Annotated in this window: 23 protein-coding genes; 15 read left to right on the top strand and 8 right to left on the bottom strand. The window is 64.5% G+C overall.

Translation table 11 applies throughout. From position 1 onward, the window contains the following. Positions 1-132: 132 nt before the first annotated feature. The gene (locus MTR72_RS24090; RefSeq protein WP_280971355.1) at positions 133-720 is read right to left on the bottom strand and encodes a VOC family protein; all 588 of its coding nucleotides are present in this window, start codon (positions 718-720) and stop codon (positions 133-135) included. Between the two features lie 156 nt (positions 721-876). Beyond that, positions 877-1,533: a glutathione S-transferase family protein gene (locus tag MTR72_RS24085; protein WP_341511206.1), complete on the bottom strand. Its 657-nt coding sequence runs from the start codon at positions 1,531-1,533 to the stop codon at positions 877-879. Between the two features lie 187 nt (positions 1,534-1,720). Between MTR72_RS24085 and MTR72_RS24080 the strand changes: the two genes are divergently transcribed. Both MTR72_RS24080 and MTR72_RS24075 read left to right on the top strand, forming a co-directional pair. Continuing rightward, the gene (locus MTR72_RS24080; protein ID WP_280970334.1) at positions 1,721-2,035 is read left to right on the top strand and encodes a hypothetical protein; all 315 of its coding nucleotides are present in this window, start codon (positions 1,721-1,723) and stop codon (positions 2,033-2,035) included. A 140-nt stretch (positions 2,036-2,175) separates the two neighbouring features. Then, on the top strand, positions 2,176-2,478 hold the full coding sequence (locus MTR72_RS24075) for a twin-arginine translocation signal domain-containing protein (protein WP_341511205.1): 303 nt from the start codon (positions 2,176-2,178) through the stop codon (positions 2,476-2,478). A 134-nt stretch (positions 2,479-2,612) separates the two neighbouring features. Here MTR72_RS24075 and MTR72_RS24070 read toward each other — a convergent pair whose 3' ends face one another. From MTR72_RS24070 to MTR72_RS24060, 3 genes are all read right to left on the bottom strand, one after another. Continuing rightward, positions 2,613-2,846 (bottom strand): GCG_CRPN prefix-to-repeats domain-containing protein, encoded by a 234-nt coding sequence (locus MTR72_RS24070; protein ID WP_341511204.1) that lies wholly within the window; start codon positions 2,844-2,846, stop codon positions 2,613-2,615. Positions 2,847-3,024: 178 nt separating this feature from the next. Continuing rightward, on the bottom strand, positions 3,025-4,035 hold the full coding sequence (locus MTR72_RS24065) for an alpha/beta fold hydrolase (protein WP_341511203.1): 1,011 nt from the start codon (positions 4,033-4,035) through the stop codon (positions 3,025-3,027). A 177-nt stretch (positions 4,036-4,212) separates the two neighbouring features. Further along, positions 4,213-4,911 (bottom strand): metalloregulator ArsR/SmtB family transcription factor, encoded by a 699-nt coding sequence (locus tag MTR72_RS24060; RefSeq protein ID WP_280970338.1) that lies wholly within the window; start codon positions 4,909-4,911, stop codon positions 4,213-4,215. 198 nt (positions 4,912-5,109) lie between these two features. Between MTR72_RS24060 and MTR72_RS24055 the strand changes: the two genes are divergently transcribed. From MTR72_RS24055 to MTR72_RS24045, 3 genes are read left to right on the top strand one after another with little or no spacing between them, the layout of a single operon-like run. Further along, complete coding sequence (locus MTR72_RS24055) at positions 5,110-5,418, top strand: NIPSNAP family protein (protein WP_279377132.1); 309 nt, start codon at positions 5,110-5,112, stop codon at positions 5,416-5,418. 31 nt (positions 5,419-5,449) lie between these two features. Beyond that, a complete protein-coding gene (locus MTR72_RS24050; protein WP_341511202.1) occupies positions 5,450-5,800 on the top strand; it encodes an antibiotic biosynthesis monooxygenase family protein in 351 nt (116 codons plus the stop codon). Between the two features lie 51 nt (positions 5,801-5,851). Further along, entirely contained in the window at positions 5,852-6,661 is an 810-nt protein-coding gene (locus MTR72_RS24045) for an isocitrate lyase/PEP mutase family protein (protein WP_341511201.1), read from the top strand. A 91-nt stretch (positions 6,662-6,752) separates the two neighbouring features. Here the strand turns inward: MTR72_RS24045 and MTR72_RS24040 are convergent, their stop codons facing one another. Next, on the bottom strand, positions 6,753-7,130 hold the full coding sequence (locus MTR72_RS24040) for a hypothetical protein (RefSeq protein ID WP_280970342.1): 378 nt from the start codon (positions 7,128-7,130) through the stop codon (positions 6,753-6,755). A 164-nt stretch (positions 7,131-7,294) separates the two neighbouring features. Here MTR72_RS24040 and MTR72_RS24035 point away from each other — a divergent pair, with 164 nt between their 5' ends. Further along, positions 7,295-7,936, top strand: a complete 642-nt coding sequence (locus tag MTR72_RS24035) for a trimeric intracellular cation channel family protein (RefSeq protein ID WP_341511200.1) — start codon at positions 7,295-7,297, stop codon at positions 7,934-7,936. Between the two features lie 174 nt (positions 7,937-8,110). Here MTR72_RS24035 and MTR72_RS24030 read toward each other — a convergent pair whose 3' ends face one another. After that, positions 8,111-9,322, bottom strand: coding sequence for a cytochrome c (locus MTR72_RS24030; RefSeq protein WP_341511199.1), 1,212 nt, complete (start codon positions 9,320-9,322; stop codon positions 8,111-8,113). A gap of 295 nt (positions 9,323-9,617) precedes the next feature. Between MTR72_RS24030 and MTR72_RS24025 the strand changes: the two genes are divergently transcribed. The 9 genes from MTR72_RS24025 (at position 9,618) to MTR72_RS23985 (ending at position 22,885) form a co-directional block, all read left to right on the top strand. Next, positions 9,618-13,109 carry an indolepyruvate ferredoxin oxidoreductase family protein gene (locus MTR72_RS24025; RefSeq protein WP_341511198.1) on the top strand — a complete coding sequence of 1,164 codons (3,492 nt, stop codon included), beginning with the start codon at positions 9,618-9,620 and terminating at the stop codon, positions 13,107-13,109. Between the two features lie 446 nt (positions 13,110-13,555). Further along, positions 13,556-14,713, top strand: coding sequence for a thiolase domain-containing protein (locus MTR72_RS24020; RefSeq protein WP_341511197.1), 1,158 nt, complete (start codon positions 13,556-13,558; stop codon positions 14,711-14,713). Further along, positions 14,713-15,105, top strand: a complete 393-nt coding sequence (locus MTR72_RS24015; protein WP_341511196.1) for a Zn-ribbon domain-containing OB-fold protein — start codon at positions 14,713-14,715, stop codon at positions 15,103-15,105. The genes MTR72_RS24020 and MTR72_RS24015 overlap by 1 nt, the downstream gene beginning before the upstream one ends. A gap of 200 nt (positions 15,106-15,305) precedes the next feature. Further along, positions 15,306-16,166, top strand: a complete 861-nt coding sequence (locus MTR72_RS24010) for a MaoC family dehydratase (RefSeq protein WP_341511195.1) — start codon at positions 15,306-15,308, stop codon at positions 16,164-16,166. A 194-nt stretch (positions 16,167-16,360) separates the two neighbouring features. Beyond that, on the top strand, positions 16,361-17,239 hold the full coding sequence (locus tag MTR72_RS24005) for an SDR family oxidoreductase (RefSeq protein WP_063697564.1): 879 nt from the start codon (positions 16,361-16,363) through the stop codon (positions 17,237-17,239). A 73-nt stretch (positions 17,240-17,312) separates the two neighbouring features. After that, positions 17,313-18,266, top strand: a complete 954-nt coding sequence (locus MTR72_RS24000; protein WP_341511194.1) for a dihydrodipicolinate synthase family protein — start codon at positions 17,313-17,315, stop codon at positions 18,264-18,266. A 4-nt stretch (positions 18,267-18,270) separates the two neighbouring features. Continuing rightward, the gene (locus MTR72_RS23995; RefSeq protein WP_341511193.1) at positions 18,271-19,068 is read left to right on the top strand and encodes an NUDIX hydrolase; all 798 of its coding nucleotides are present in this window, start codon (positions 18,271-18,273) and stop codon (positions 19,066-19,068) included. Positions 19,069-19,149: 81 nt separating this feature from the next. Further along, positions 19,150-20,064, top strand: coding sequence for a DMT family transporter (locus tag MTR72_RS23990; protein WP_341511192.1), 915 nt, complete (start codon positions 19,150-19,152; stop codon positions 20,062-20,064). 133 nt (positions 20,065-20,197) lie between these two features. After that, a complete protein-coding gene (locus MTR72_RS23985) occupies positions 20,198-22,885 on the top strand; it encodes a PAS domain S-box protein (protein WP_341511191.1) in 2,688 nt (895 codons plus the stop codon). On the opposite strand, the gene MTR72_RS23980 is transcribed toward MTR72_RS23985, so the two are convergent. Beyond that, positions 22,886-23,236 (bottom strand): GrlR family regulatory protein, encoded by a 351-nt coding sequence (locus MTR72_RS23980; RefSeq protein WP_280970354.1) that lies wholly within the window; start codon positions 23,234-23,236, stop codon positions 22,886-22,888. Positions 23,237-23,487 lie beyond the last annotated feature (251 nt).

Here is a 23,487-nt window from a genome sequence, read left to right as displayed (position 1 = left end):
GAAGCGCGCAACGGTCGAGCTCGAACGCGTAGGGCGGGAGAGGCGAAGCCGTAACCCGCCGCTTTTCTGACGACAGATTGGCGGACTATGTTAGCGCCAATCCGCCCTACGGCTGCGAAGCTTTCTCTTTGTCTACGCGGCCTTGTGCTGCTTCATGGCCTCCGCCGCGCGCTTCTTCAGTTCGGCCGGAGATACGTCCTCGATATGGGTGCCGATGTGCCAGCGGTTGCCGGCCGGATCCGTCACGCCGCCGCTTCGGTCGCCGTAAAATTGATCAGCGGGCTCCATCAACGATGTGCCGCCAGCCTTGAGCGCCTTCTGATAAACTGCGTCGACATTGGGTACGTAGAGATACAGCATCGTGGACGTTGCTTGTGCGCGGTCCGAGGAGTCGGAAATCATCACGACAGAATTTCCGATTTTGAACTCCGCATGCCCAACCTTGCCGTCGGGCCGCATCATCGGCTCGAAGACCGGTTGGGCTCCGAATGCGTCTTTCATGAAACGGATGATTTTCTCCGCGCCATCGACGACGAGATAGGGCGTGACGGTGTGGTATCCCTCGGGAACCGGCTTTACCTTGGTTGCCATGGCTGTCTCTTCTGGTTTGATGAATCCATGCAGGACGACCCAGCCCATGTCGTGTGCGGAATCTTCGACCCGGTCTTTGAATAAAGTATGACGGCTGGCACGCTGCGGTTCAGCGGATGGTCGCGTCAATGCTTGTCCGCTGCCAAGTTCCTCGTTGTCAGCGTTGTCGCCATGCCCGGTTGTGTAGGGTGGGTTAGTCCCGCGGCTGCGCGAAGCGCAAGCCGTTGGGCGTAACCCACCAAGGTCTGCTTCACCGGGATGGAGAAGTGGCGGATTACGCTTTCGCTAATCCGCCCTACGTGCCGCATCTGCCGCAGCGAAATGCGCCATCTGGTCTGCGTGGGCCTTGACGAACGCCGGGCGGGCCGTGGCGCGCGCGACGTAGGCGCGACAGGCCGGATGTCCCGCGAGCCCGTCGAAACGATCGACGGGGCGCAGCACGTCCGACATCAGGATATCGGCAACGGAGAAGGACCCCGCCAGCCATTCGCGACCCGCCAGCACCGGTTCGAGGTGTTTGAGGCGGAGCTTGAGGAAATCGTCCAGAAATTTCCATGCCGGCGTGTCGCCCGCATTGCCGGTGAACTTCAGGATGGACCAGGGCAGGCTGGCCATCTCCACTGAATTGAGCGCCGCGAACATCCACTTCACAGCCTCGCTGCGACCGCGCGGATCGGCCGGCATCAGTGCTGTGCTGCGCTCGCCAAGATGAAGCAGGATCGCGCCGCTTTCGAAGATCGAGATGTCGCCATCGATCAGCCACGGAACCTGGCCGAAGGGCTGGTGCGCGAAATGCGCGGCGTCCCTTGCGTCGAACGGCACGCTCGCGACGCGATAGGGCAAGGAAGCCTCTTCCAGGGCCCAACGCACACGAAGGTCGCGCACAAGACCCCGCGGCATTTCGGGAACCCAATCGAAGGTGGTCAGCGTGAGGTCGGCCATTCGGCATCTCCATGTCCTGATTCACCGCAAGGACGGACGAAGGGCCTGCGTTCCGACATCCGCGACGAATATTTTTCGCGGGGCTGCCTCAACTCACGGTCCTCGGGCAGAAGCCGTTCGGCAACCTGTCGTATGCTCTTCCATAAACGGCTATCCTGCGGCCAAACAACCATCGGGAGGACAACCAATGCCCGCCACCTTCTTCGTCGTCCGTGCCACCGTCGCCGATCCTGGCAAGCGTTCCGCCTTCGACAAATGGTACGAGACCGAACATCTGCCGGACGCGGTGAAAGCGTTCGGCGTGAGCAAGGCGTGGCGGTTTTGGAGCCTCGACGAGCCCTCGTTGCATCAGGCGATGTATCAGTTTGCTGACGAGGCAGCGCTCGAGGCCATGCTGAGGGGCGAAGCGCTGAAGCGGCTGACTGCGGACTTCAACCGCGACTGGCCCGAGGTCACACGCACGCGCGAGACGTTGGTGCTCGCGCAGGAGTTTGGGACGTAGTGACATCGCCGCGGAATGAGTGTGCTGCGGTAATCGTGTCGGCTTTTCCATGAATCTGAATGCGCGATTCAGCCGCAGTTCATGCTGTCACCCCGACACTTCGCTCTGCATCACTCGCCGATAGCCCAGAGGACATGTCAATGGAGCGCCGGAACTTTTTGAAGCTTGCATTCGGTGTCGCGGCTGGAGCGGCCGCGTTCACGGCCACTGCACAGGCCGCGCCGTTGTCGCCGCAGCCGATCGATGATGGCGCGCGCATGTCGCAAGGCAATCCGGACGCCCATCCCGCGGTCACCACCAGCGAGGAAGCAGCTCACCTCAAGCCCGAGCAGGTCCGCTGGCACGGCCGCCATTGGGGCTGGCGTCATCGGCACTGGGGTTGGCGCCGCCGTCACTGGGGCTGGCGTCGGCGCTGGCATCGCCGCCATTGGCGTCATTGGTAAGGTCGCCGCCACCGCAACCCGCCGACGACAAACGGGGACCGCCTTGCAGTCCCCGTTTTTGTTCAGGCATCACCGACCAAAAGAAAATGGCCGCGCCAGCCAATGCAGCGCGACCACTTTGCAGTACGAACAGTTCAGAACGGGCGGCAGCGGCCGGCGTACCAGCGGAAGCCGTAGGGGCACACGCGCGGGCGCGGAGCGACCACGACCGGCGGCCGAGGAGCGACCACGACCGGGCCGCGCATCGGGCGGCAGCCGCCATAGGGGCCGCGATACCAGCCGGGGCCGCAGCCGCCGGCAGCGCTAGCCGCCTCGCTGAAGCCGACGACGGCGCTGGCGAGCATCACGGCTGCGAACAGGTATTTCATTTGATCTTCCTTCTCGTCCTTGGGGCGGGCGCTTGGGCGCACAATGAATCAAAAGACACGCTTCGACACGTTAAACTTGGCGGAACATGTCGACACGGCGCGATCCAACTTGGCAATCATGACCTGAATGCGACATGAATGCGCGCCCCGTTGTCGCGTCAGGCGACAGCGACTGGCGCTAGCGGCCGAGGAAGCCGAGCACCAATTCCCTGTACTTGTCGGGCGCTTCCAGGAAGACGAGGTGACCGGTGTCCGGAACCACCTCGGCCCGCGCGTTCGCCATCTTGGCGGCCAACGCCTTTGCGAGATCGGCGTTGTGTCCCATCTTCGACCGTAGCGCCTCTGGTGCGTTCGGCCGGCCGGGGGCGTTGTGGTCGTCGGCGCCCATGATGAACAGCGTCGGCTCGGAAAGAAGCGGAATCTCGTGTGCCACAGGCTCGCGATAGATCATCTGGCCCGAGCTGACGAAGGCGCGCAGCCAGCGCGGATAGTCCGGGCTGCCCTTGACGTTGAAGCGCGCGTCGATGAACGGCGTGATCTGATCAGGCGGGAGCTTGATCGCATAGTTGCTCTCGAGCTGCTTGCGGTAGCCTTCCGCCGTGAGCTTGTCCTCGGTCTCGATGATCTTCTCGGTCGGCATGGGCGGCACGTAGAGGCGATAGTCTTCCAGCCCGATCGGCGCAGTCAACACGAGGTGCACAACACGATCCGGATAGGCCCGCGCGATGCGCACCCCTAACATGCCGCCCATGGAATGGGCGACGATGTCGGCCTTGTCGATCTTGAGATGGTCGAGCAGCGCGATGGTGTTGCGCGCCAGCGTGTCGAAATGCAGTTCGCCCTGCGGCTTGGAGGATTTCCCGAAGCCGATCTGGTCCGGTACGACGACGCGATAGCCGGCCTCGCTCAGCATCCTGATCACCGGCGCCCAGTAGCTCGACGGAAAATTGCGCCCGTGCAGCAGCAGCACGGTGCGGCCATTCGGCTGCACTGGCGCCACGTCCATATAGGCCATGCGGACATTCTCGCCGTCGTTGACCAGCGGCAATAGGTTGACGGGATAGGGATAGGCAAAGCCCTCGAGCGCGATGCCATAGGGCTCGCGCGGTGTGGTGTCGGCGGCATGGGTGGAGGCGAGTGGAGAGGCGAGAAGGGCGGCGCAGAGCGTGGCCGACAGGATGCGGTTCATGGAGGTCTCTGATTGGAATTGATGCTGCGAGACACAGTCTCCGTCATGCCCGGGCAAAAGCGCGAAGCGCGTCTTCGCGCAGATGTCCTGGGCATCCACGTGCGAGCCGCAATAAACGCGTGGATGGCCGGGTCAAGCCCGGCCATGACGAGAGTCGCCGTTCACACGCAGTTGTGTTTATTCCCGCCCGTCGCCGAACAGTGCGGCGAACTGCTTTTCGCCGGTTCGGGTGAAGTTCACCACGCGGCTGCCGGGCGTCGCATCGCGTGCGGCCCACTTCAATTCGGTGAAGCGCTTCATCATGGCCGCGCCGAGCGTGCCGGCAAGATGATGGCGTCGCTCGCTCCAGTCGAGGCACGCCTTGCAGATGGGGCGGCGCGGATGGGCGAGCATGTCGGGCGAGATCTGCAGATGCTTGGCAAGGAATCGCTCGCCCTCCACCGTCAGCTCGATCTCCTGCTTCTTCTGCTTCACCAGGCGCCGCTCGCGCAAGGAGTCCAGCATCTGCACGCCGAGATCGCCGGCAAGATGGTCGTAGCAGATCCGCGCCCGCCGCAGTGCCGGATCCTTCGGCCCCGTTCGCACGCGCATGTGGCCGGCCCGTGCCGCGAGGCCAGCGAGCCCTTCGAGCACACCGGCGACGTCGGGATCGGTGAGGCGATAGTAGCGGTGCCGACCCTGCTTCTCCGGCTCGACCAGCCCGCCGGCCTCGAGCTTGGCGAGATGCGAACTCGCGGTCTGCGGCGTGATGCCGGCTTCCTGCGCGAGTTCGCTCGCGGTGAGCGCGCGGCCGTTCATCAGCGCGGTGAGCATGTTGGCGCGGGCGGGGTCGCCGACGAGCGAAGCGACCATGGCGATGTCGGGTCCTGATTTCATGCTTCGATGATAGCCGAAGCATTGTAGCCGGGCAAGGGCGTAGGCTGTAACCAATTCGTCATTGCGAGGAGCAAAGCGACGAAGCAATCCAGGCTGCCTCCGCGGCCGCACTCTGGATTGCTTCGCGGAGCCTGTCATCGGGCCGCGCTTCGCGCGGACCCGTTGGCTCGCAATGACGGAGAAATGAGGAGAACCCGCATGTCCGTCACCGTCTTCATCCGCTACCAGCTCGATCCGTTCAAGCGCGCGCAGTTCGAGGAGTATTCGAAGCGTTGGCTCACCATCATCCCGAAATGCGGCGGCGACCTGATCGGCTATTTCATGCCGCATGAAGGCACCAACAACATCGCCTTCGCGCTGATCACCTTCGAGAGCTTGGCGGCCTATGAGGCCTATCGCGCGCGGCTGCGCCAGGATGCGGAAGGCATGGCCAATTTCCATTTCGCGGAGGAGAACAAGTTTATTCTTAGCGAGGAGCGGACCTTCCTGCGCAAGGTGGTATTGTAGGCAGCACCAACACCATCTTGAGGAGATGCCCATGATCGCCGTGATCTTCGAAGTCTGGCCGAAGCCGGAACACCGCCAGGACTATTTCGATATCGCGGCCGATCTGAAGCCGCTCCTGCAAACCATCGACGGCTTCATCTCGGTCGAGCGCTTCGAGAGCCTGACGGAGAGAGGCAAGATCCTGTCGGTGTCGTTCTGGCGCGACGAGGCGGCGGTCGAGGCCTGGCGCAACACGATGGAGCACCGCCGCTCGCAGGCCAAGGGCCGCAGCAAGATCTTCGCGGACTATCGCCTGCGCATTGCCAGCGTGATCCGCGATTACGGCATGACCGACCGCGAACAGGCGCCGAAGGACAGCCGCGCCGTACACGACGCGCACTAGCGCGTGGCTCACTGCGTGCCTATGTCTGCGCGGCCAACAAGGGAGAGAAACATGCACGTCACGACCGCGGACAAGCGCGCGACATTCAGGAAGATGCACGAGAGCGGCTGCTTCATCCTGCCCAATCCGTTCGACGTCGGCAGCGCCAAGGCGCTGCAGCATCTCGGCTTCCAGGCGATTGCCTCGAGCAGCGCCGGCTTTGCCTGGACGATCGGGCACGCCGATAACCGCGTCACGGTCGACGACGTCTGTCAGCATCTGGCAGCATTGTGCTCGGCCGTCGACATCCCCGTGAACGCGGATTTCGAGGGCGGCTTCGCGGTCGAACCCGACAAGGTTGCGGAAAATGTCGAACGCGGCGTGCGGACCGGCGTCGCCGGCCTGTCGATCGAGGATTCCACCGGCGACAAGGACAAGCCGATCTATGAGCGCGCGCTCGCGGTCGAGCGCATCAAGGCAGCGCGCAAGGCGATCGGCGACAGCGGCACCATGCTGGTCGGTCGCTGCGAGGCGCATCTGTGGGGTGTGACCGACCTCGAGCTCGTGATCGACCGGCTCACCGCCTATGCCGACGCTGGTGCCGACTGCCTCTATGCGCCGGGCTTGAAGACGCGCGAGGACATCGCGGCAGTGGTGAAGGCCGTGCATCCCAAGCCGTTCAATCTGCTCATCGGCGGCTCCGGACTTTCGTTGCAGGAAGCCGCCGATCTCGGCGTACGCCGGATCAGTGTCGGCGGCTCGCTGGCGCGCGCGGCCTGGGGCGGCTTCATGCGCGCAGCGAAGGAGATGGCGGAGAAGGGGACGTTCGCAGAGCTGGCCGGCGGCTATTCCGGCGGCGAGCTCAACAAGATGTTTAGCTGACGCAAACGGTCAAACTAACGACACGCGGCGGGATGTCGGGTCCCGCCGTGTTCGTTCCTGTCGTCATGCCCGCGATGACAGCGTGATGGTGTTACTGCGCCTTGCCGCCGTCAGACGGCGCAGCCGGCTCCGCCGGCTTGTTCGGCGCCGCACCCGTGGTCACGCCCGGCGAGGCGTTGTTCTTCATGCCGGGAGGCGCGGCCGGATTGGCCGGCTGCGTCTGGGCGGTCTGCGCGGGTGGCGCATTGCTGGCCTGGTTGTTCGTGCTGGTGTTGTTCAGTCCGTAGAACACAGCGCCCAGCACCAGCGCGATCGCGACGGCGAACAACGCAATTTTGCCGCTGGAGGCGGGACCTTCGCCGAGCTCGGGATCGGCCTGCAGGTCGGCATCCCGGCGCGCCTGGCGAAGATACTCATCCTCGGCGAGATTCGGGCGGTACGGATCGTTTGGAAAACGGTCGTCAGCCATCGATTGGTCTCCTCGGTTATTGCGGCAGGTCAACCCGTAGCTGCGAGATTCTGTTCCGGATCCTTTATGCTTTCGTCGCAGGTTGCCCACCTCGCGGGAATCGGGAACCTGTTTCATCGGGGAACCCGGAGATGGTTCCGCCACGGACGGAAGGGAACAAAGCGATGTGGAGCCTGCCGCCGAGCGATAGCGTGCTGCATTTCCTTTCCCTGGTTGCGGTGGCCGCACAGGGCATGACGGCGGCGCTTGCGGCCGGCCGGCGCAGCATGGATTGGCTCGGCGTCTGCTTCCTCGGCTGCATCACCGCGCTTGGCGGCGGCACGCTGCGCGACCTCTTCCTCGGACATTATCCGCTGGCCTGGGTCGCTAACCCCATCTATCTCGCGCTGGCTGGCGGCGCGGCCTTCATTACAATCCTGTTCGCGCGCCTTGTGCACAGGCTCAAGGTCGCCTTCATCGTGCTCGATGCCATCGGGCTCGTCGTCTTCACCATGGCCGGCTGCGACGTCGCTTGGCAGATGGATGCCTCGCTGCCGATCGTCATCGTCTCCGGCATGGTGACGGGCTGCGCCGGCGGCGTGTTGCGCGACATCCTCTGCAACGACGTGCCGTTGCTGTTCCGCTCCGAGCTCTATGCCAGCGTCTCGGTCGTCACCGGCCTGTTCTATGCCACGGCGTTCGGCCTCAAGCTCAACGCCGAGCTCTGGACCATTTTGACATTTGTGCTCGGCATCAGCTTCCGCCTGCTCGCGGTGGGCTACAAATGGGAGATGCCGAAGTTCGTCTTCACGGGAGATGAGCGGTAGATCTTCGCCTCTCCCCGCGCGCGGGAGAGGCCGACGCGCGAAGCGCGGCGGGTGAGGGGGACTCTCCGCGCGTTCAAATGTCACCATCTTTGCGGAGGCTGCCCCTCACCCCAACCCTCTCCCCGTTCTTACGGGGAGAGGGAGTGCACTTTCGTCGCCCGGTACTTTCCGCCATCACGGCTCCTGCTTCCGCGCTTTCGCCACCTGTGCCGGCGTGACCAGCGGCGCGGCATTGCCCCAGGAGTTGCGGATGTAGTTCGTCACTGCGGCGATCTGCTCGTCGGAGAGTTGCTTGGCATAGCCCGGCATCTCGCCCGTGTTCGGGGCGCGGGGCGTCGTCACGGTGTGCGCGCCGTCGAGCATGATGCGCAAGGTGGAGGATGGATTGACCGATTGCAGCAGCGCATTGCCGGGCAAGGGCGGATAGATGCGCGGCGCGCCGGAGCCGTCGGCTTCATGGCAGGCGATGCAGAGCCGCGCGTAGACAGCCTGGCCGGCCTTCATCTCGGCATCATCAGGCGGCGTCACAATCGGCTCACGCCGCGCCGCCGGCAAACTCTTCAGATACACGGCCATCGCGCGCACGTCGGCATCGCTCATCTTCGAGGTCGAGCCGACGATGACCTCGGCCATCGGCCCGTCGGCGTGGCTCCTGGCGTTGCGGCCGCTTTGCAGATATTCGGCGACGTCCTCGACGCTCCAGGACTTCAGCCCGCTGCGCGCCGCGCCATCGAGCCTTGGAGCGAACCAGCCGCCGATGTCGTTGCCGGACAACGCCAGCGCATCCTTGTCTGCGCCGAAGTAGTTCTTCGGCGTGTGGCAGGCGCCGCAATGGCCGAGCCCGGTGACGAGATAGCCGCCGCGATTCCATTCGGTGCTCTTGCCCTGATCCGGCTCGAACAAGCCGGGCTTGAAGTACAGGTAATTCCAGGCCCGCATCAGGCCGCGATAGCCGAACGGCCAGCGCAGCTCCGGCGGCTTGTTGCGGCTCACGACGGGCGGCAGCGTTGCGAGATAGGCGCGGATCGCCAGCGTGTCGTCCTTGGTCATCCGGGTGAAATAGGGGTAGGGGAAGGCCGGGTAGTACAGCGAGCCGTCCGGCGCGGTGCCGTAGCGCAAGGCGCGGGTGAAGTCGGCGTCGGTCCAGGCGCCGATCCCGGTGTCGCGATCGGGCGTCAGGTTCGGGGTGAAGATCGCGCCGAACGGCGTGTCGATGCGCGTTCCGCCGGCAAAAGGCTTTGCAGGATCGGCGGTGTGGCAGCCCGCGCAATCGCCAGCCACCACCAGCGCCTCGCCGCGGGCAATCATCTCCGGTGACGGCTCGCTGGCCGTCGCTGCGCCCACAATTGCACTGCACAAAACCAGGCCCGCCAGAATCGTCCGCATCCTCGGCCTTCTCCCGCGACCAAACGTCGTCATTCCAGATTATAGGGGCGTCACGTCATTTCGCGATGGCGGTGCATGATGACACAAATTGAAAATGCCCAATGCCTTTCCGGCCACGAAATTGCGATTTTTACTCGTCGCCGCTTCCGAGCCAGATTTGTGGTGCGAAGCGTTAAATATCCGACATAAAGTGGCGCAGGTGGTCGGCGCGCCCTAGCTGAAAACAACGGGCAGGCAACGGCTTAAGCGATCTTAAGTGAGCAAGACCTGAATAGGGCGGTGAAACGAGGACAGCATGGGCATCAACCAGGGGCCGATCAGTCTCGATCAGAAATACACCCAGGAAACCGGACACGTCTTCACTACGGGCATCCAGGCGCTGGTCCGCCTGCCCATGGCCCAGATCCGGCGCGACCGCGCGAGCGGCCTCAACACCGCGGGCTTCATCTCCGGCTATCGCGGCTCGCCGCTCGGCGGCTACGACCAACAGCTTTTTGCCGCGCGAAAACATCTCGAGCAGTACAACATCAAGTTCCAGCCCGGCGTGAACGAGGATCTCGCGGCCACCGCAATCTGGGGTTCGCAGCAGCTCAACCTCTCGCCCGGCGCCAAGTATGACGGTGTGGTCGGCATCTGGTACGGCAAGGGCCCCGGCGTCGACCGCTGCGGCGACGTCTTCCGCCACGGCAATGCCGCGGGCTCGGCCAAGAATGGCGGCGTGCTCTGCTTGGCCGGCGACGATCACGGCGCAAAGTCCTCGACCGTGCCGCATCAGTCCGACCACGCCTTCATCTCGGCGCTGATGCCCTATCTCTATCCCTCCAGCATCCACGAGATGATCGAGATGGGCCTGCTCGGCATCGCGATGTCGCGCTACTCGGGCTGCTGGGTCGGCATGAAGGTCATCACCGAGACGGTGGAGACCACCGCCGAGATTGACCTCACCGACGAGATGAAGCCCTTCATCATCCCGACTGATTTCGAGCTGCCGCCCGGCGGCCTCAATCTGCGCTGGCCGGATGACCGCTTCGAGCAGGACCGTCGCCTCCAGGACTACAAGGGCTTTGCCGCGATCGCCTTTGCGCGCGCCAACAAGGTCAACCGCATCACGATGGATTCCCCGAACGCCCGCTTCGGCATCATGGCGTCGGGCAAAAGCTATGAGGATGTACGGCAAGCGCTGCGCGAGCTCGGCATCACCGAGGAGGTCGCGGCTAGAATCGGCCTTCGCCTCTACAAGATCGGCATGCCCTGGCCGCTGGAGCCGGAAGGCGTGCGCCAGTTCGCGGTCGGCCTCGAAGAGATCTTCATCGTCGAGGAGCGCCGCGAGATCGTCGAGAACCAGGTCAAGCAGGAGCTGTTCAACTGGCGCGACGACGTCCGACCGCGCATCGTCGGCAAGATGGACGAGCACGACAAGCGATTCCTGACTTTCGCCGCCGAGCTCAGCGTCGCTTCGCTTGCGACTTCGCTCACCGAGCGGCTGCTTCGACTTAATCTGAACCCCGAGATCGCGGAGATGCTCCGCGCCAAGGCGGACTGGTTCAACGGTCGCCAAGCCACGCAAATGCAGGCAACCGCGCCTGTCTCCCGCACCCCTTATTTCTGCTCCGGCTGTCCCCACAACACATCGACAAAGGTCCCCGAAGGCAGCCGCGCGCTCGCCGGCATCGGCTGTCACTTCATGGCGCTGTGGATGGACCGCTCGACCGAGACGTTCACGCATATGGGCGGCGAGGGCGTGCCGTGGGTCGGCATCGCGCCCTTCACCAACGAAAACCACATTTTTGCGAACCTCGGCGACGGCACTTACTTCCATTCGGGAATTCTCGCCATCCGCCAGGCGATCGCCTCGAAAGCCAACATCACCTACAAGATCCTCTACAACGACGCCGTCGCCATGACCGGCGGCCAGCGCCATGACGGCGATCTGTCGCCGCAGCAGATCACCTCCCAGCTTCACGCCGAAGGCATCCGCGAGATCTATCTGGTCTCGGAGAATCCCGACGCCTATCCGGCCGACACCATCGCGCCCGGCGTGAAGAAATATCATCGCGACGAGCTGCAGGACGTCATGAAGATGTGCCGGGAATACAAAGGCACGTCGGCGATCGTGTTCGTGCAGACCTGCGCTGCCGAGAAGCGGCGCCGCCGCAAGCGCGGCCTGATGGAGGATCCGCCGCGCCGCGTCATGATCAACCCGGCCGTGTGCGAAGGCTGCGGCGACTGCTCGGTGCAGTCGAATTGCATCTCGGTCGAGCCCCTGGAGACCGAGTTCGGGCGCAAGCGCGCCATCAACCAGTCCTCCTGCAACAAGGACTATTCGTGCCTGAAAGGCTTCTGCCCGTCCTTCGTCAACATCGATGGCGGCGCGCCGCGTCACCGCGCCCCGGCGGAGCTCGCTGACATCGGCGAACTGCCCGAGCCGGTCTCACGTCCGCCGCTGGACAAGCCCTACAACATCGCGGTCGGCGGTGTCGGCGGCACCGGCGTTTTGACCATCGGTGCGCTGCTCGGCATGGCCGCGCACATCGAGGGCAAGGCCTCGATGATTCTCGACATGTCCGGTCTGGCGCAGAAGGGCGGGGCGGTGCTGAGCCACGTCCGCCTGTCGGATCATCCCGCCGAGGTGACCTGCTCGCGCATCGTCACCGGCACGGCCGATCTCGTGCTCGCGGCCGACGAGGTGGTCGCGGTCGCCAAGGACACGATCACGCTCTGTGACTCCGGCCGCACCCGCGGCATCATCAACAGCCACGTCATCCCCACCGCCGATTTCATCCTCAACCGCGACTTCAACTTCCAGACCCGCAAGCTGAACGCGGTGCTGGAAACGGCGCTGCACAAGGACTCGGTGTTCTTCGATTTCACCAAGCCGGCCGAACAGCTTCTCGGCGACTCTATCGCCACCAACATGATGATGATGGGCTACGCCTACCAGAAGGGCCTGCTGCCTCTCTCGGCGGAAGCGATCGAGCAGGCGATCGAGGTCAACGGCGTCTCGATCAAGATGAACAAGGAAGCCTTCCGCCTCGGCCGCCTCGCGGTCGCCGATCCCGCGCGCCTTGCGGACATGCTGAAGGGGACTGACGAGGTCGTTGCGCCTAAGACCTTGGACGCAATGACGTTAGATGAGGTCATCGAGCATCGCGCCAAGCATCTGACCGCCTATCAGAACAGCCGGCTGGCAAAACGCTACCGCAAGCTGGTCGACGAGGTCCGAGATGCCGCAGTGAAGGGCGGTTATGACGCCGCACTGCCGCGCGCGGTCGCGGTGAACTACGCCAAGCTGCTGGCCTACAAGGATGAATACGAAGTCGCGCGCCTCTTCACCGACGGCGCCTTCGAGCAGCAGCTCCGCGACCAGTTCGAGGGCGACTTCAAGTTCAACTTCAATCTCGCGCCGCCGATTTTGGCAAGCGGCGTCGATGCGCTGGGACGCCCGAAGAAGCGCGCGTTCGGGCCGTGGATGCTGAGGGTGTTCCGCGTGCTGGCGAAGTTCAAGTTCCTGCGCGGCACACCACTCGACATCTTCGGTCGCAGCGCCGACCGCAAGCTCGAGCGCGATCTGATTGCAGGCTACGAGAAGGACGTCGCCACCGTGCTCGGCCTGTTGTCGCCGGTCACCATCGACACCGCGGTAGAACTGCTCTCGTTGCCCGATCGCATCCGCGGCTACGGCCCCGTGAAGGAGAAGGCGGTCCAGGACGCCAAGGCCCGCTACGCCCAACTCGCCGCCGACCTTGCCAACCCACCGCCTGCGCCACGTCAGATCGCGGCGGAGTAGGGCAGTCTCGTAGGGTGGGTTAGCGCAGCGTAACCCACCACTTCTTTCTCGATGTGGAAAGTAGAGAGGTGGGTTGCGCCTTCGGCTAACCCACGATTTCTGTTCGAAATCAACCACCGTTCTACTTTGCATGGGGTTGTTTTCGAAAAATAGAAAATTGCTTGTGCCGTCGAGCAAAACACCTTTACGACTTTGTCCGTCCGGGACGTCATTGCGAGCGTAGCGAAGCAATCCAGAAAATGCATCCGCGGAAAGACTCCTGGATTACTTCGCTGCGCTCGCAATGACGATGCGAAAGACCTTCCCCGGTGCCTCTGGATGACGGAGTGGCGAGTTGCGCCAACCCGCTGCCCTCTCGCCCGACGGAATATTTCCGCGCTTGCCAACGGGGCATTCGCGGTTCAGAAAAACGGAGCAAGAAGAAACGCCAGCGGAGACCTAAAGTTTTGACCATCAAGGGCAAGGCCTACATTGCCGGGATCTATGAACACCCGACCCGGCATGCGCCGGACAAATCCACAGCCCAGCTCCATGCCGAGGTCGCCAAAGGCGCGATCGAGGATGCCGGGCTCACCAAGGACGATGTCGACGGCTATTTCTGCGCCGGCGACGCCCCGGGCGGCGCCTGGCCTATGGTCGACTATCTCGGCCTCAACACCAAAAAACTCCGTCACGTCGATTCCACCGAAACCGGCGGCTGTTCCTATATCATCCACCTCGGCCACGCCGCTGAAGCCATCGCCGCGGGCAAGTGCTCGATCGCGTTGATCACGCTTGCCGGCAAGCCGCGCACCGGTCCGATGCCGCCGCGCGCGGCCGGCGCCGAAGTCGATTTCGAATCCGCTTACGGTGCGACCACGCACAATGCCTATGGCATGTGTGCCATGCGCCATATGCACGACTATGGCACCACGAGCGAGCAACTCGCCTGGATCAAGGTCGCAGCCTCGCATCACGCGCAATACAATCCGCACGCGATGCTCAAGGACGTCGTCACCGTCGAGGACGTCCTGAACTCGCCGATGATCTCCGATCCCTTGCATCGCATGGATTGCTGTGTCGTCTCCGACGGCGGCGGCGCGCTCATCGTGACGACGCCCGAGATCGCCAAGAGCCTGAAGAAGCCGCAAGTGCGCCTGATCGGCCATGGCGAGGCGATGAAGGGCCCGCGCGGCGGCAAGGATCTCGACCTCACTTACTCCGCCGGCGTCTGGTCCGGTCCGCGCGCGTTTGAGGAAGCGGGCATCGCGCCGAAGGACATCAAATACGCCTCGATCTACGACAGCTTCACCATCACGGTCTTGATGCAGCTCGAGGACCTCGGCTTCTGCAAGAAGGGCGAGGGCGGCAAGTTCGTCGCTGACGGCAATCTGATCTCCGGCGTCGGCAAGCTGCCGTTCAACACGGACGGTGGTGGTCTGTGCAGCAACCATCCCGTCAACCGCGGCGGCATGACCAAGATCGTCGAGGCCGTCAGGCAGTTGCGCGGCGAGGCGCATCCGAAGGTGCAGGTCAAGAACTGCGATCTCGCCATCGCCCACGGCACCGGCGGCCTTTTGGGCGTCCGCCATGCCGCCTCGACCGCCATTCTGGAGCGCGTGTGATGAGCGAAGCAAAAAAGTATCCGGCTCCGGTGACGAACGCCGAGACCGCGCCGTTCTGGGAAGCGGCCAAAGAGGGCAAGTTCATGATCAAGCGCTGCACCGCATGCGGCGAAGCGCATTACTTTCCGCGCGCGATCTGCCCGTTCTGCTTCTCCGACAAAACGGTGTGGGAGGAGTCCTCGGGCGAGGCCACGATCTACACCTACAGCCTGATGCGGAAGTCGCCGACCGGTCCTTACGCGATCGGCTACGTTACGCTGAAGGAAGGCCCGTCGCTGCAGACCAACTTCGTCGATTGCGATCTGACGAAGTTGAAGATCGGCCAGAAGGTGAAAGTGGTGTTCAAGCCCACCGACGGCGCACCACTGCCGTTCTTTACGCCGGTGGTGTAGTTGCTTTCTTCCTTCTCCCCTTGTGGGAGAAGGTGGCGCGAAGCGCCGGATGAGGGGTCTCTTTCCGCAGAGAGACTTTCGCTGTGGAGGCAACCCCTCACCCAAAAGAGTATGCCGCACCGTCCTCGCTGCCCTCTCCCACAAGGGGAGAGGGCTCTTCAACTGGCGGTGCCGAAGACATTTGGGAGGAAACCAGAAAAATGTCCGCCAGATACGAAGAACTCAAAGCTCTCAAGAACCGCGGCCAGAAATACGCCTACAGCGATCGCGAGGTGATGCTCTATGCCTATGGCATCGGGCTCGGGGCCGATCCGATGGACGAAAACGAGCTGGCCTTCGTCAACGAGGGCACGCTGACGCCGCGGCCGCTCAAGGTGGTGCCGACCTTCGCTTCCGTCGCGGCCTGGGGCTCGGGCCCCGGCGAGATGAACCTCAACCGCGTGATGGTGGTCGACGGCGAGCGCGACATCACGTTTCATCAGCCTTTGCCGACGGCCGCGCACATCACCGCCGATTCTTCCGTGCTCGAGGTCTATGACAAGGGCAAGGACAAGGGCGTGGTGATCAGCCACCAGACCGTGCTGAAGAACGAGAAGGGCGAGAAGCTGGCGACGCTGGTGGCCTCGCGCTTCGCCCGCGGCGACGGCGGCTTTGGTGGGCCGAACCTGACCCAGCCCGATCCGCATGCGATCCCGTCGCGCGCGCCTGACAGAACCGTCGACATCACCACACGCCCCGACCAGGCGCTGGTCTATCGCCTCTGCGGCGATCGCAACCCGCTGCACTCCGATCCCGCATTCGCCAAGAAGGCCGGCTTCCCGCGCCCGATCCTGCATGGCATGTGCACCTACGGCATCACCTGCCGCGGCGTGCTCCAGACTTATGCCGACTACGATCCGTCCGCGTTCCGGCAGCACGTCGCGCGGTTCTCTTCGCCGGTCTATCCCGGCGAGACCGTGACCATGGAGCTCTGGAAGGACGGCAACGTGATCTCGTTCGAAGCCAAGGTAAAGTCGCGCGGCGTCACCGTGATCAAGAACGGCAAGACGGTGCTGGGTTAGGAAGGCACTGGCGGCGCACTCCCTCGCCCCGCTTGCGGGGAGAGGGTGGGGTGAGGGGGAGTCTCCACGGGGACGCTGAGAGTTGAGTTCGCGGAGACTCCCCCTCACCCGGAAATCAAGCTGCGCTTGATTTCCGGCCTCTCCCCGCACGCGGGGAGAGGCGAAGAAAGAAACAAAAACAGGGAGAAGCCACCATGGGACTACTCGACGGCAAGGTTGCGCTGATCACCGGCGCGGGCGGCGGACTCGGTGAGGCCTACGCAAAACTGTTCGCGCGGGAAGGGGCCTCCGTCGTGGTCAATGACCTCGGCGGGCCGCGTGACGGCTCCGGCGCCGACAAGTCGATGGCGCAGCAGGTGGTCGACGCGATCAAGGCCGAGGGCGGCAAGGCAGTCGCCAACGGCGCCGACATCTCCACCATGGAGGGCGGCCAGTCGGTGTTCGACGACGCGATCAAGCATTTCGGCCGCGCCGATATCCTCGTCAACAACGCCGGCATCCTGCGTGACCAGACCTTTGCCAAGGCCTCCGAGGCCGACTGGGACAAGGTCATCAAGGTGCACCTGAAGGGCACCTTTTGTTGCACCATGCCGGTGTTTCGCTGGATGCGGGAAAACGGCGGCGGCGTCATCGTCAACACCTCCTCGACCTCCGGCTTGATCGGCAATTTCGGCCAGACCAATTACGGCGCGGCCAAGGGCGGCATCTGGGGCCTGTCCAATGTGCTGGCGATCGAGGGCCGCAAATACAACATCCGGATCTGGACCCTGGCCCCGGGCGCGCTGACCCGCATGACCGCAGACCTGCCCCGCTATAAGGAGAACCCCGGTGCGGCGCTGGGGCCGGACGGCATCGCACCGGCCGTGCTATACATGGTCAGCGATTTGTCGGGCGATCAGACCGGCAAGGTGCTGGGCGTGTCCGGACCCCGCGGCGTGCGCGAAATGCGGATGATGGAGATGGAAGGCTGGAAACCGCCGCACACGGGCTGGAAGGCTCAGGACATCGTCGATCACGCCAAGGAGATCTTCTTCTCCGAAGAGCAGATCAAGATGGGCGCGCGGCGGTTTTAGCCACACCGTCATTCCGGGCCTGGCCCTTCGGGCCATCCCGGAATGACGAAGGAAAGATGGACAAGGAAAGACGATGAAACTCACCGCCGACGCCAAGGGCACCTTCGCAATCGCGCCGACGCCGTTCCACGATGACGGCCGGATCGACGAGCGCTCGATCGACCGCCTGACCGATTTCTACGAGGAGGTCGGCTGCGACGGCGTCACGGTGCTCGGCATCCTTGGTGAGGCGCCGAAGCTCGATGCGGCCGAGGCCGAGCAGGTGGCGGTGCGCTTCGTCAAGCGCGCCAAGAAAATGCAGGTGATCGTCGGCGTCTCCGCGCCGGGCTTTGCGACCATCCGGGCGTTGACGAAGGCCTCGATGGATGCGGGCGCCGCCGGCGTGATGATCGCCCCGCCGCCGTCCTTGCGCACCGACGACCAGATCATCGGCTATTTCAAGCAGGCTGCCGAAGCGATCGGTCCCGACGTGCCCTGGGTGCTCCAGGACTATCCGCTGACCCTGTCGGTGGTGTTCACCCCCGCAGTGATCCGCAAGATCGTCACCGACAATCCGAACTGCGTGATGCTCAAGCACGAGGACTGGCCGGGGCTGGAAAAGATCTCGACCTTGCGCAACTTCCAGAAGGACGGCTCGCTGCGGCCGCTCTCGATTCTTTGCGGCAATGGTGGCCTGTTCCTCGATTTCGAGATGGAGCGCGGTGCCGACGGCGCCATGACCGGCTATGCCTTCCCCGAGCTTCTGATCGACGTCGTCCGTCTCTCGAAGGAGGGTAGGCGCGACGCCGCGCATGACCTGTTCGACGCGCATCTGCCATTGATCCGCTACGAACAGCAGCCCGGCGCAGGGCTCGCCGTGCGCAAATACGTGCTGCAGAAGCGCGGCATCATCGCCTCCAGCGCCCAGCGCAAGCCGGGCGCGACCATCACGCCGGCGGCGAAGGCGGAGGTCGATTATCTGCTGTCGCGCGTGGCCCGCGTCGACAAGCGCGCCAATCTCCAGCCGCTATCGAGTGCCGCAGGTTAGTTGTATGCCCGAGATCGCCGCATCACGCCCCGCGTCCACGATCCTGCTGCTTCGCGATGGCGCAGCACAGGAAATCGAGGTCTTTATGATGGTCCGCCATCATCAGATCGAGTTCAACTCGGGTGCGCTGGTGTTTCCCGGCGGCAGCGTCGATGCCGGCGACAAGGAGATCGTCGCCCGGTCCGAGCTGTATTCGGGCGGCGAAGGCCTGAGCGAAGCGGAGCGCGGCTTCCGCATCGCCGCGATCCGCGAGACCTTCGAAGAGAGCGGCATCCTGCTGGCGCGGCCGAAGGGCTCGGGTGTCCCGATCGATGCCAAGCGCGCCGGCGAGATCGCGGACGCGCACCGCGTCGCGCTGAACGAGCACAAGATCAGCTTCCTCAGCATCCTCGCCGACAACGGCCTCCAGCTCGCGCTCGACACGCTCGTGCCTTACGCGCACTGGATCACGCCGGAGGGCATGCCCAAGCGCTTCGACACCTGGTTTTTCCTCGCGGCAGCACCGCCCGATCAGCTCGGCGCGCATGACGGGCGCGAGTCGACGGACTCGATCTGGGTGTCGCCGCGCGAGGCGGTGGAGGGCGGTGAAAGTGGCCGCTTCAAGCTGCCGTTCCCGACCACGCGCAACCTGATCCGGCTGGCGAAGCAGGGCAGTGTGGCCGCGGCGCTCGACCATGCCCGCGGCATGTCCATCGTCACGGTGATGCCGGTCATGACCAAGACCGAAAGCGGCCGTCAGCTCCGTATCCCCCGCGAAGCCGGCTATGACGGTGAGGTGTTCGAGGTGGGCGCCCTCGGCTGACACACTTCGATATGTAGCGAATTATCGGTGATCGCGGCCGCGTTAAGTTCCGTCGCCTGAGAGCAGGACGGAACGCGTGACATGGATAGCCGGCAGGACACCAACATTGCCGTCGAGCTGGCGCTGCTGCTCGCGCTCGCCACGCTCTGGGGCGGTTCCTACACCTTCATCAAGCTCGGCGTCGCCACCATTCCGCCGATCACGCTGATTGCGGCGCGCACCGCGATCGCCGGCCTGCTGCTGCTCGCCGTCATGCGGGCGCGCGGCATCGGGATGCCGGCGGATGCCGCGACATGGCAGCGCTTCGCCTTCCAGGCCGTGCTCAACAGCGTGATCCCCTGGACGCTGATCGCGTGGGGCGAGCGCCATGTCGATGCCGCCCTTGCCACCATCCTCAACTCGGCGGCGCCGATCTTCACCTTCCTGTTCACCGCCATCGTAACCCGGCACGAGGCGACGACGCCCCGCAAGCTGATCGGCGTGGTCGCCGGTATGGCCGGCATCTGCCTGATCGTCGGGGTCGATGCCTTCCATGACATCGGTCGGGGTCTCATCGCGGAAGCGGCCATCGTTGGGGCTACCATCTGCTACGCCTGCGCCGCGATCTTCAGCCGTGGCTTCAAGGGCCTCGATCCGATGGCGCCGGCGGCCGGCTCGCTGCTTGCGGGGGCGGCGGCCTTGGTCCCGGCTTCGCTCATGGTCGAGCAGCCCTGGACGCTGTCGCCCTCGCTGGTCTCGGTGCTGGCGCTGCTTGCGCTCGCCGTGTTCTCGACCGCGGTGGCGTTCGCAATCTATTTCCGCCTGATCCAGACCCTCGGCTCCGTCGGTACCACCGCGCAAGCCTATCTCCGCGTGCCGATCGGGGTCGCCATCAGCGTCGCCTTCCTCGGCGAAAGCCTGAGCCGGACCGCCTGGATCGGGCTTGCCTGCGTCGTCATCGGCGTCGCCGCAATGACCATTCCGGCCAGGGGCCCGGCCAGCGTCAAAACGTCCTGATCGGAAGGGTTAACCGAAGACGGAGGGCGCTGCCCGGCCCGCGATGTTAAGGATATTCCGCGGCCCAAGGCATGTTCCCCCGAGGCCGCAATACGTCGTATATTGGGCTTCCCGTAGCCCGGTCCTCAACCCAATGTCCGCCGAATCGACGCCGAATCCCGAGAAGAAGCGAATATTCTCGCTCTCCATCGGCCAGCTCACGTTCGGCAGCTTCCTCCTGGTGCTGGCGGTGATCATCGTCACCTCGACCGCGAGCGTGATCGCGATCCGGCATATCGATTCGACCTTCGCCGAGCTGCAGCGGCTCCAGAGCGTCGGCGATCTCGCCGAGGACATTGACCGGCGCATGAACGAGTTGCGGCTCGCCGCGCGCGACTTCGTTACCGACCCCGGCGCCGGAATCCAGTTCCAGCAGGTCGGCGAGGCGGCCGCGACGCTGAGCGACATCCTGAAGAAGACCCGCATCGAGCTCGCGCCCGAGCAGCAGGACATGATCGACGGAGTCACCGAGCGGCTCGCGACCTACCGCAGCGGCTTGGAGCGCATTTCGACGCTGATCGACCGCCGCGCCCAGTTGCTTGCCGGCCTGCCGCCGCTGCGCGAGAGGTTCGATGCTGCGGTCGCCGGAACCGCCGATCGCGAGCTGGCGTCCCGCCTGTCGGAGGCGCAGAGCCGGATCGCGCTGGGATTGCTGGCTCGCAATCCGTCGGCGGCCGAGCAGGCGGCGCAGAGCATGCGGACGACCGACATCGCCGACACCAAGCTGAAGGCGGCCGTGAACGATTACGCCGAAGCCATCATCGCGGTGGCCGTCCGCGAACGGCAGATCGCCGATATCGATCGCGAGGTGCTGGGAACCGAGGGCCGGCTGATCGGACGCGTCACCGAGCTGCTGCGCGAGGTCAGCGCGCGGCGCGGTCATGTGCTGTCGCGCGACTTCGCCCGCACGCTGACGGAGGCGAGATGGCAGAGCATCGTGCTCGGTACGATTTGCGTGCTGATCGGCATCGTCGCGGCCGCCTTCGTGGTGCGGCGGACAGTCCGTCCGCTCGCCCAGATTGCAAGGTCGATCCGCGCGCTGGCCGCCGGCGAGAAGAGGACGTCGATCCCGTCCGCCGACCTCGACAACGAGATCGGCGACATCGCCCGCGCGGCCGAGGTGTTCCGCCGTGCGCTGGAGGAGGCCGACACGGCGCGCGAAGCGGCGGTGCGCGCGCTGACCGAGCAGCGCCTCGCCGAGGAGAGCTATCGCAAGCTGTTCGAGGGCTCGGTCGACGGCATCTATGTCACGACGCCGGCCGGTGAGCTCCTCAACGCCAATCCCGCGCTGGCGCGGATGATGGGCTACGACAGCCCGCAGCACCTCATCGACAGCATCAGCGACATCGCCCATACCATCTACGTCCATCCTGAGGCACGCGCCGAATACCAGCGGTTGATGGAGCGCGACGGCATGGTGCGAGAGTTCGAGTACCAGGTGCGCCAGCGCAGCGGCAACATCTTGTGGCTCTCGGACAGCGCGAGCGGCGTGCGGGACGAGCAGGGCAAGATCGTTCGCTACGAGGGTACGCTGCGCGACATCACCGACCAGAAGCGCGCGGAAGACGCCATCGCCGAGGGTCGCCGCCTGTTGCAGCAGGTCATCGACACCGTGCCCGCGGTGATCAACGTCAAGAACCGCGACCTGCGCTACGTGCTGATGAACCGCTACATGGCCGGCATCTTCGGCATCGAGCCGAAGGATGCTATCGGCCGTACCACGGCCGACCTGATGTCGCGCTACGGCGCGGCCAAGACCGACGAGAACGACAAGCGGGTGCTCAAGTTCCGCAAAGGGCTCGGCTTCTACGAGGAGGAGTACAAGGATTCCTCCGGCAACATGCGGCAATGGCTCGTCAACAAGCTGCCACTGCTCGACGCCGAGGGCGAGATCGAGCGGATCGTCACCGTGGCGCTCGACATCGGCGAACGTAAGCGCGGCGAGCAGGAGATGCGCAAGGCGAAGGAAGCCGCCGAGACCGCGCTGCGCAATCTGCGCGAGACCCAGGCCTCGCTGATCGAGGCGGAGAAGTTAGCTGCGCTGGGGCGGCTGGTCGCGGGTGTTGCGCACGAGGTCAACAATCCCGTCGGCATCAGCCTGACGGTCGCCTCTGCGCTGGAGCGCAAGACTGCGATGTTCAGCGCCGAAGTCGAGCGCGGCGAGCTGCGCCGCTCGACGCTCAACGAATATCTCAACACCAGCCGCGACGCGTCCTCGCAGCTCGTGTCCAATCTCAACCGCGCCGCCGAGCTGATCCAGTCGTTCAAGCAGGTCGCGGCCGATCGCAACTATTCGGACCAGCGCACCTTCGACCTCGCCGACCTCACCGAGCAAGTCGTGCTGAGCCTGCGGCCGGGGCTGCGCAAGCACAATCTGACGCTCAACGTCGACTGTCAGCCCGATCTGACCATGAACAGCTATCCCGGCCCGTACGGCCAGGTGCTGACCAACCTGTTCCTCAATGCGGTGGCGCACGCCTTCCCCGACGGCCGGCCGGGAATCATCGACATCCAGGTGCGCGAGTCCGGCAAGGACAATGTCGAGATCATCTTCTCCGACAATGGCTGCGGCATGAGCCTCGACGTGCGCCGCCGCGCCTTCGATCCGTTTTTCACGACACGGCGCGACCAGGGCGGGACGGGGCTCGGGCTGCACATCGTCTACAGCATCGTCACCAACCGGCTCGGCGGGCGTCTCGATCTCGACTCCGAGCCGGGCGGCGGGACGCGCATCCAGATGATCCTGCCGCGCACGGCTCCGCTCGAGCAGGCGGCGGAGTAGCTACTCGACGTCCGCCAGCTTGCGCAGCGTGGCGCCGAAGATCTGGCTCGCCTTGCCGACGAGCGCCGTTCCCGTCATCTCCGCACCTGTGTCCGTGAAGGTCCCGCTGACGCCGATGCCGACTGGGGCCGGGCCGCCGAACAGCGGATTGTCGTCGCCTCGCGGGGAGGTGTGCCGCTGCACCAGCACCTCGCCCTTGAAGGTGTTGTCCCTCACCGTGTAGCTGCCGGTGTAATAGAGATAGGCATCGCCGCCGAGGATCTTGCCGTCGCGAAAAAAGATCACACCGCTGCCCTTGCCGACTCGACCATCGAGCAGCGTCACGTGAATCGAATAGAGGCCGTTCTTCATAACGTCCCGCGGCCGGTCGCTTTCGCCCTTGGCGTACCGGTCCAGCTTTTATGCCAAAGCATGTTCGCCCGCGCAACGCGGCAGTTTGGCGGCCAACGGCGCTCGTCGATGGCGCGAGCCGTAGTTGTCCCGGCTTGTTTGTGACGGGGATATGACGGTCTCATGCTGACGTGGGACCAATCGTGCGAATCAAGTTGGCCCGCGAAATGCATGACCATCATTGCACCGGCCGCGGGGTGCTGGAGCAAGAC

It is taken from the genome of Bradyrhizobium sp. ISRA442 (genome assembly GCF_038085055.1).
Classification (GTDB): domain Bacteria; phylum Pseudomonadota; class Alphaproteobacteria; order Rhizobiales; family Xanthobacteraceae; genus Bradyrhizobium.
The sequence above is the reverse complement of the archived record's forward strand: the minus strand, read 5'-3'. Positions and strand labels throughout refer to the sequence as shown.

Coding starts and splice junctions, on each gene's coding strand:
- MTR72_RS23995 (WP_341511193.1), top strand. CDS start 18,271: ATGCCCGAGATCGCCGCATCACGCCCCGCGTCCACGATCCTGCTGCTT.
- MTR72_RS24055 (WP_279377132.1), top strand. CDS start 5,110: ATGTCCGTCACCGTCTTCATCCGCTACCAGCTCGATCCGTTCAAGCGC.
- MTR72_RS24000 (WP_341511194.1), top strand. CDS start 17,313: ATGAAACTCACCGCCGACGCCAAGGGCACCTTCGCAATCGCGCCGACG.
- MTR72_RS24070 (WP_341511204.1), bottom strand. CDS start 2,846: ATGAAATACCTGTTCGCAGCCGTGATGCTCGCCAGCGCCGTCGTCGGC.
- MTR72_RS24085 (WP_341511206.1), bottom strand. CDS start 1,533: ATGGCCGACCTCACGCTGACCACCTTCGATTGGGTTCCCGAAATGCCG.
- MTR72_RS23990 (WP_341511192.1), top strand. CDS start 19,150: ATGGATAGCCGGCAGGACACCAACATTGCCGTCGAGCTGGCGCTGCTG.
- MTR72_RS24005 (WP_063697564.1), top strand. CDS start 16,361: ATGGGACTACTCGACGGCAAGGTTGCGCTGATCACCGGCGCGGGCGGC.
- MTR72_RS24060 (WP_280970338.1), bottom strand. CDS start 4,911: ATGAAATCAGGACCCGACATCGCCATGGTCGCTTCGCTCGTCGGCGAC.
- MTR72_RS24030 (WP_341511199.1), bottom strand. CDS start 9,322: ATGCGGACGATTCTGGCGGGCCTGGTTTTGTGCAGTGCAATTGTGGGC.
- MTR72_RS24040 (WP_280970342.1), bottom strand. CDS start 7,130: ATGGCTGACGACCGTTTTCCAAACGATCCGTACCGCCCGAATCTCGCC.
- MTR72_RS24035 (WP_341511200.1), top strand. CDS start 7,295: ATGTGGAGCCTGCCGCCGAGCGATAGCGTGCTGCATTTCCTTTCCCTG.
- MTR72_RS23980 (WP_280970354.1), bottom strand. CDS start 23,236: ATGAAGAACGGCCTCTATTCGATTCACGTGACGCTGCTCGATGGTCGA.
- MTR72_RS24050 (WP_341511202.1), top strand. CDS start 5,450: ATGATCGCCGTGATCTTCGAAGTCTGGCCGAAGCCGGAACACCGCCAG.
- MTR72_RS24065 (WP_341511203.1), bottom strand. CDS start 4,035: ATGAACCGCATCCTGTCGGCCACGCTCTGCGCCGCCCTTCTCGCCTCT.
- MTR72_RS24015 (WP_341511196.1), top strand. CDS start 14,713: ATGAGCGAAGCAAAAAAGTATCCGGCTCCGGTGACGAACGCCGAGACC.
- MTR72_RS24045 (WP_341511201.1), top strand. CDS start 5,852: ATGCACGTCACGACCGCGGACAAGCGCGCGACATTCAGGAAGATGCAC.
- MTR72_RS24010 (WP_341511195.1), top strand. CDS start 15,306: ATGTCCGCCAGATACGAAGAACTCAAAGCTCTCAAGAACCGCGGCCAG.
- MTR72_RS23985 (WP_341511191.1), top strand. CDS start 20,198: ATGTCCGCCGAATCGACGCCGAATCCCGAGAAGAAGCGAATATTCTCG.
- MTR72_RS24075 (WP_341511205.1), top strand. CDS start 2,176: ATGGAGCGCCGGAACTTTTTGAAGCTTGCATTCGGTGTCGCGGCTGGA.
- MTR72_RS24080 (WP_280970334.1), top strand. CDS start 1,721: ATGCCCGCCACCTTCTTCGTCGTCCGTGCCACCGTCGCCGATCCTGGC.
- MTR72_RS24025 (WP_341511198.1), top strand. CDS start 9,618: ATGGGCATCAACCAGGGGCCGATCAGTCTCGATCAGAAATACACCCAG.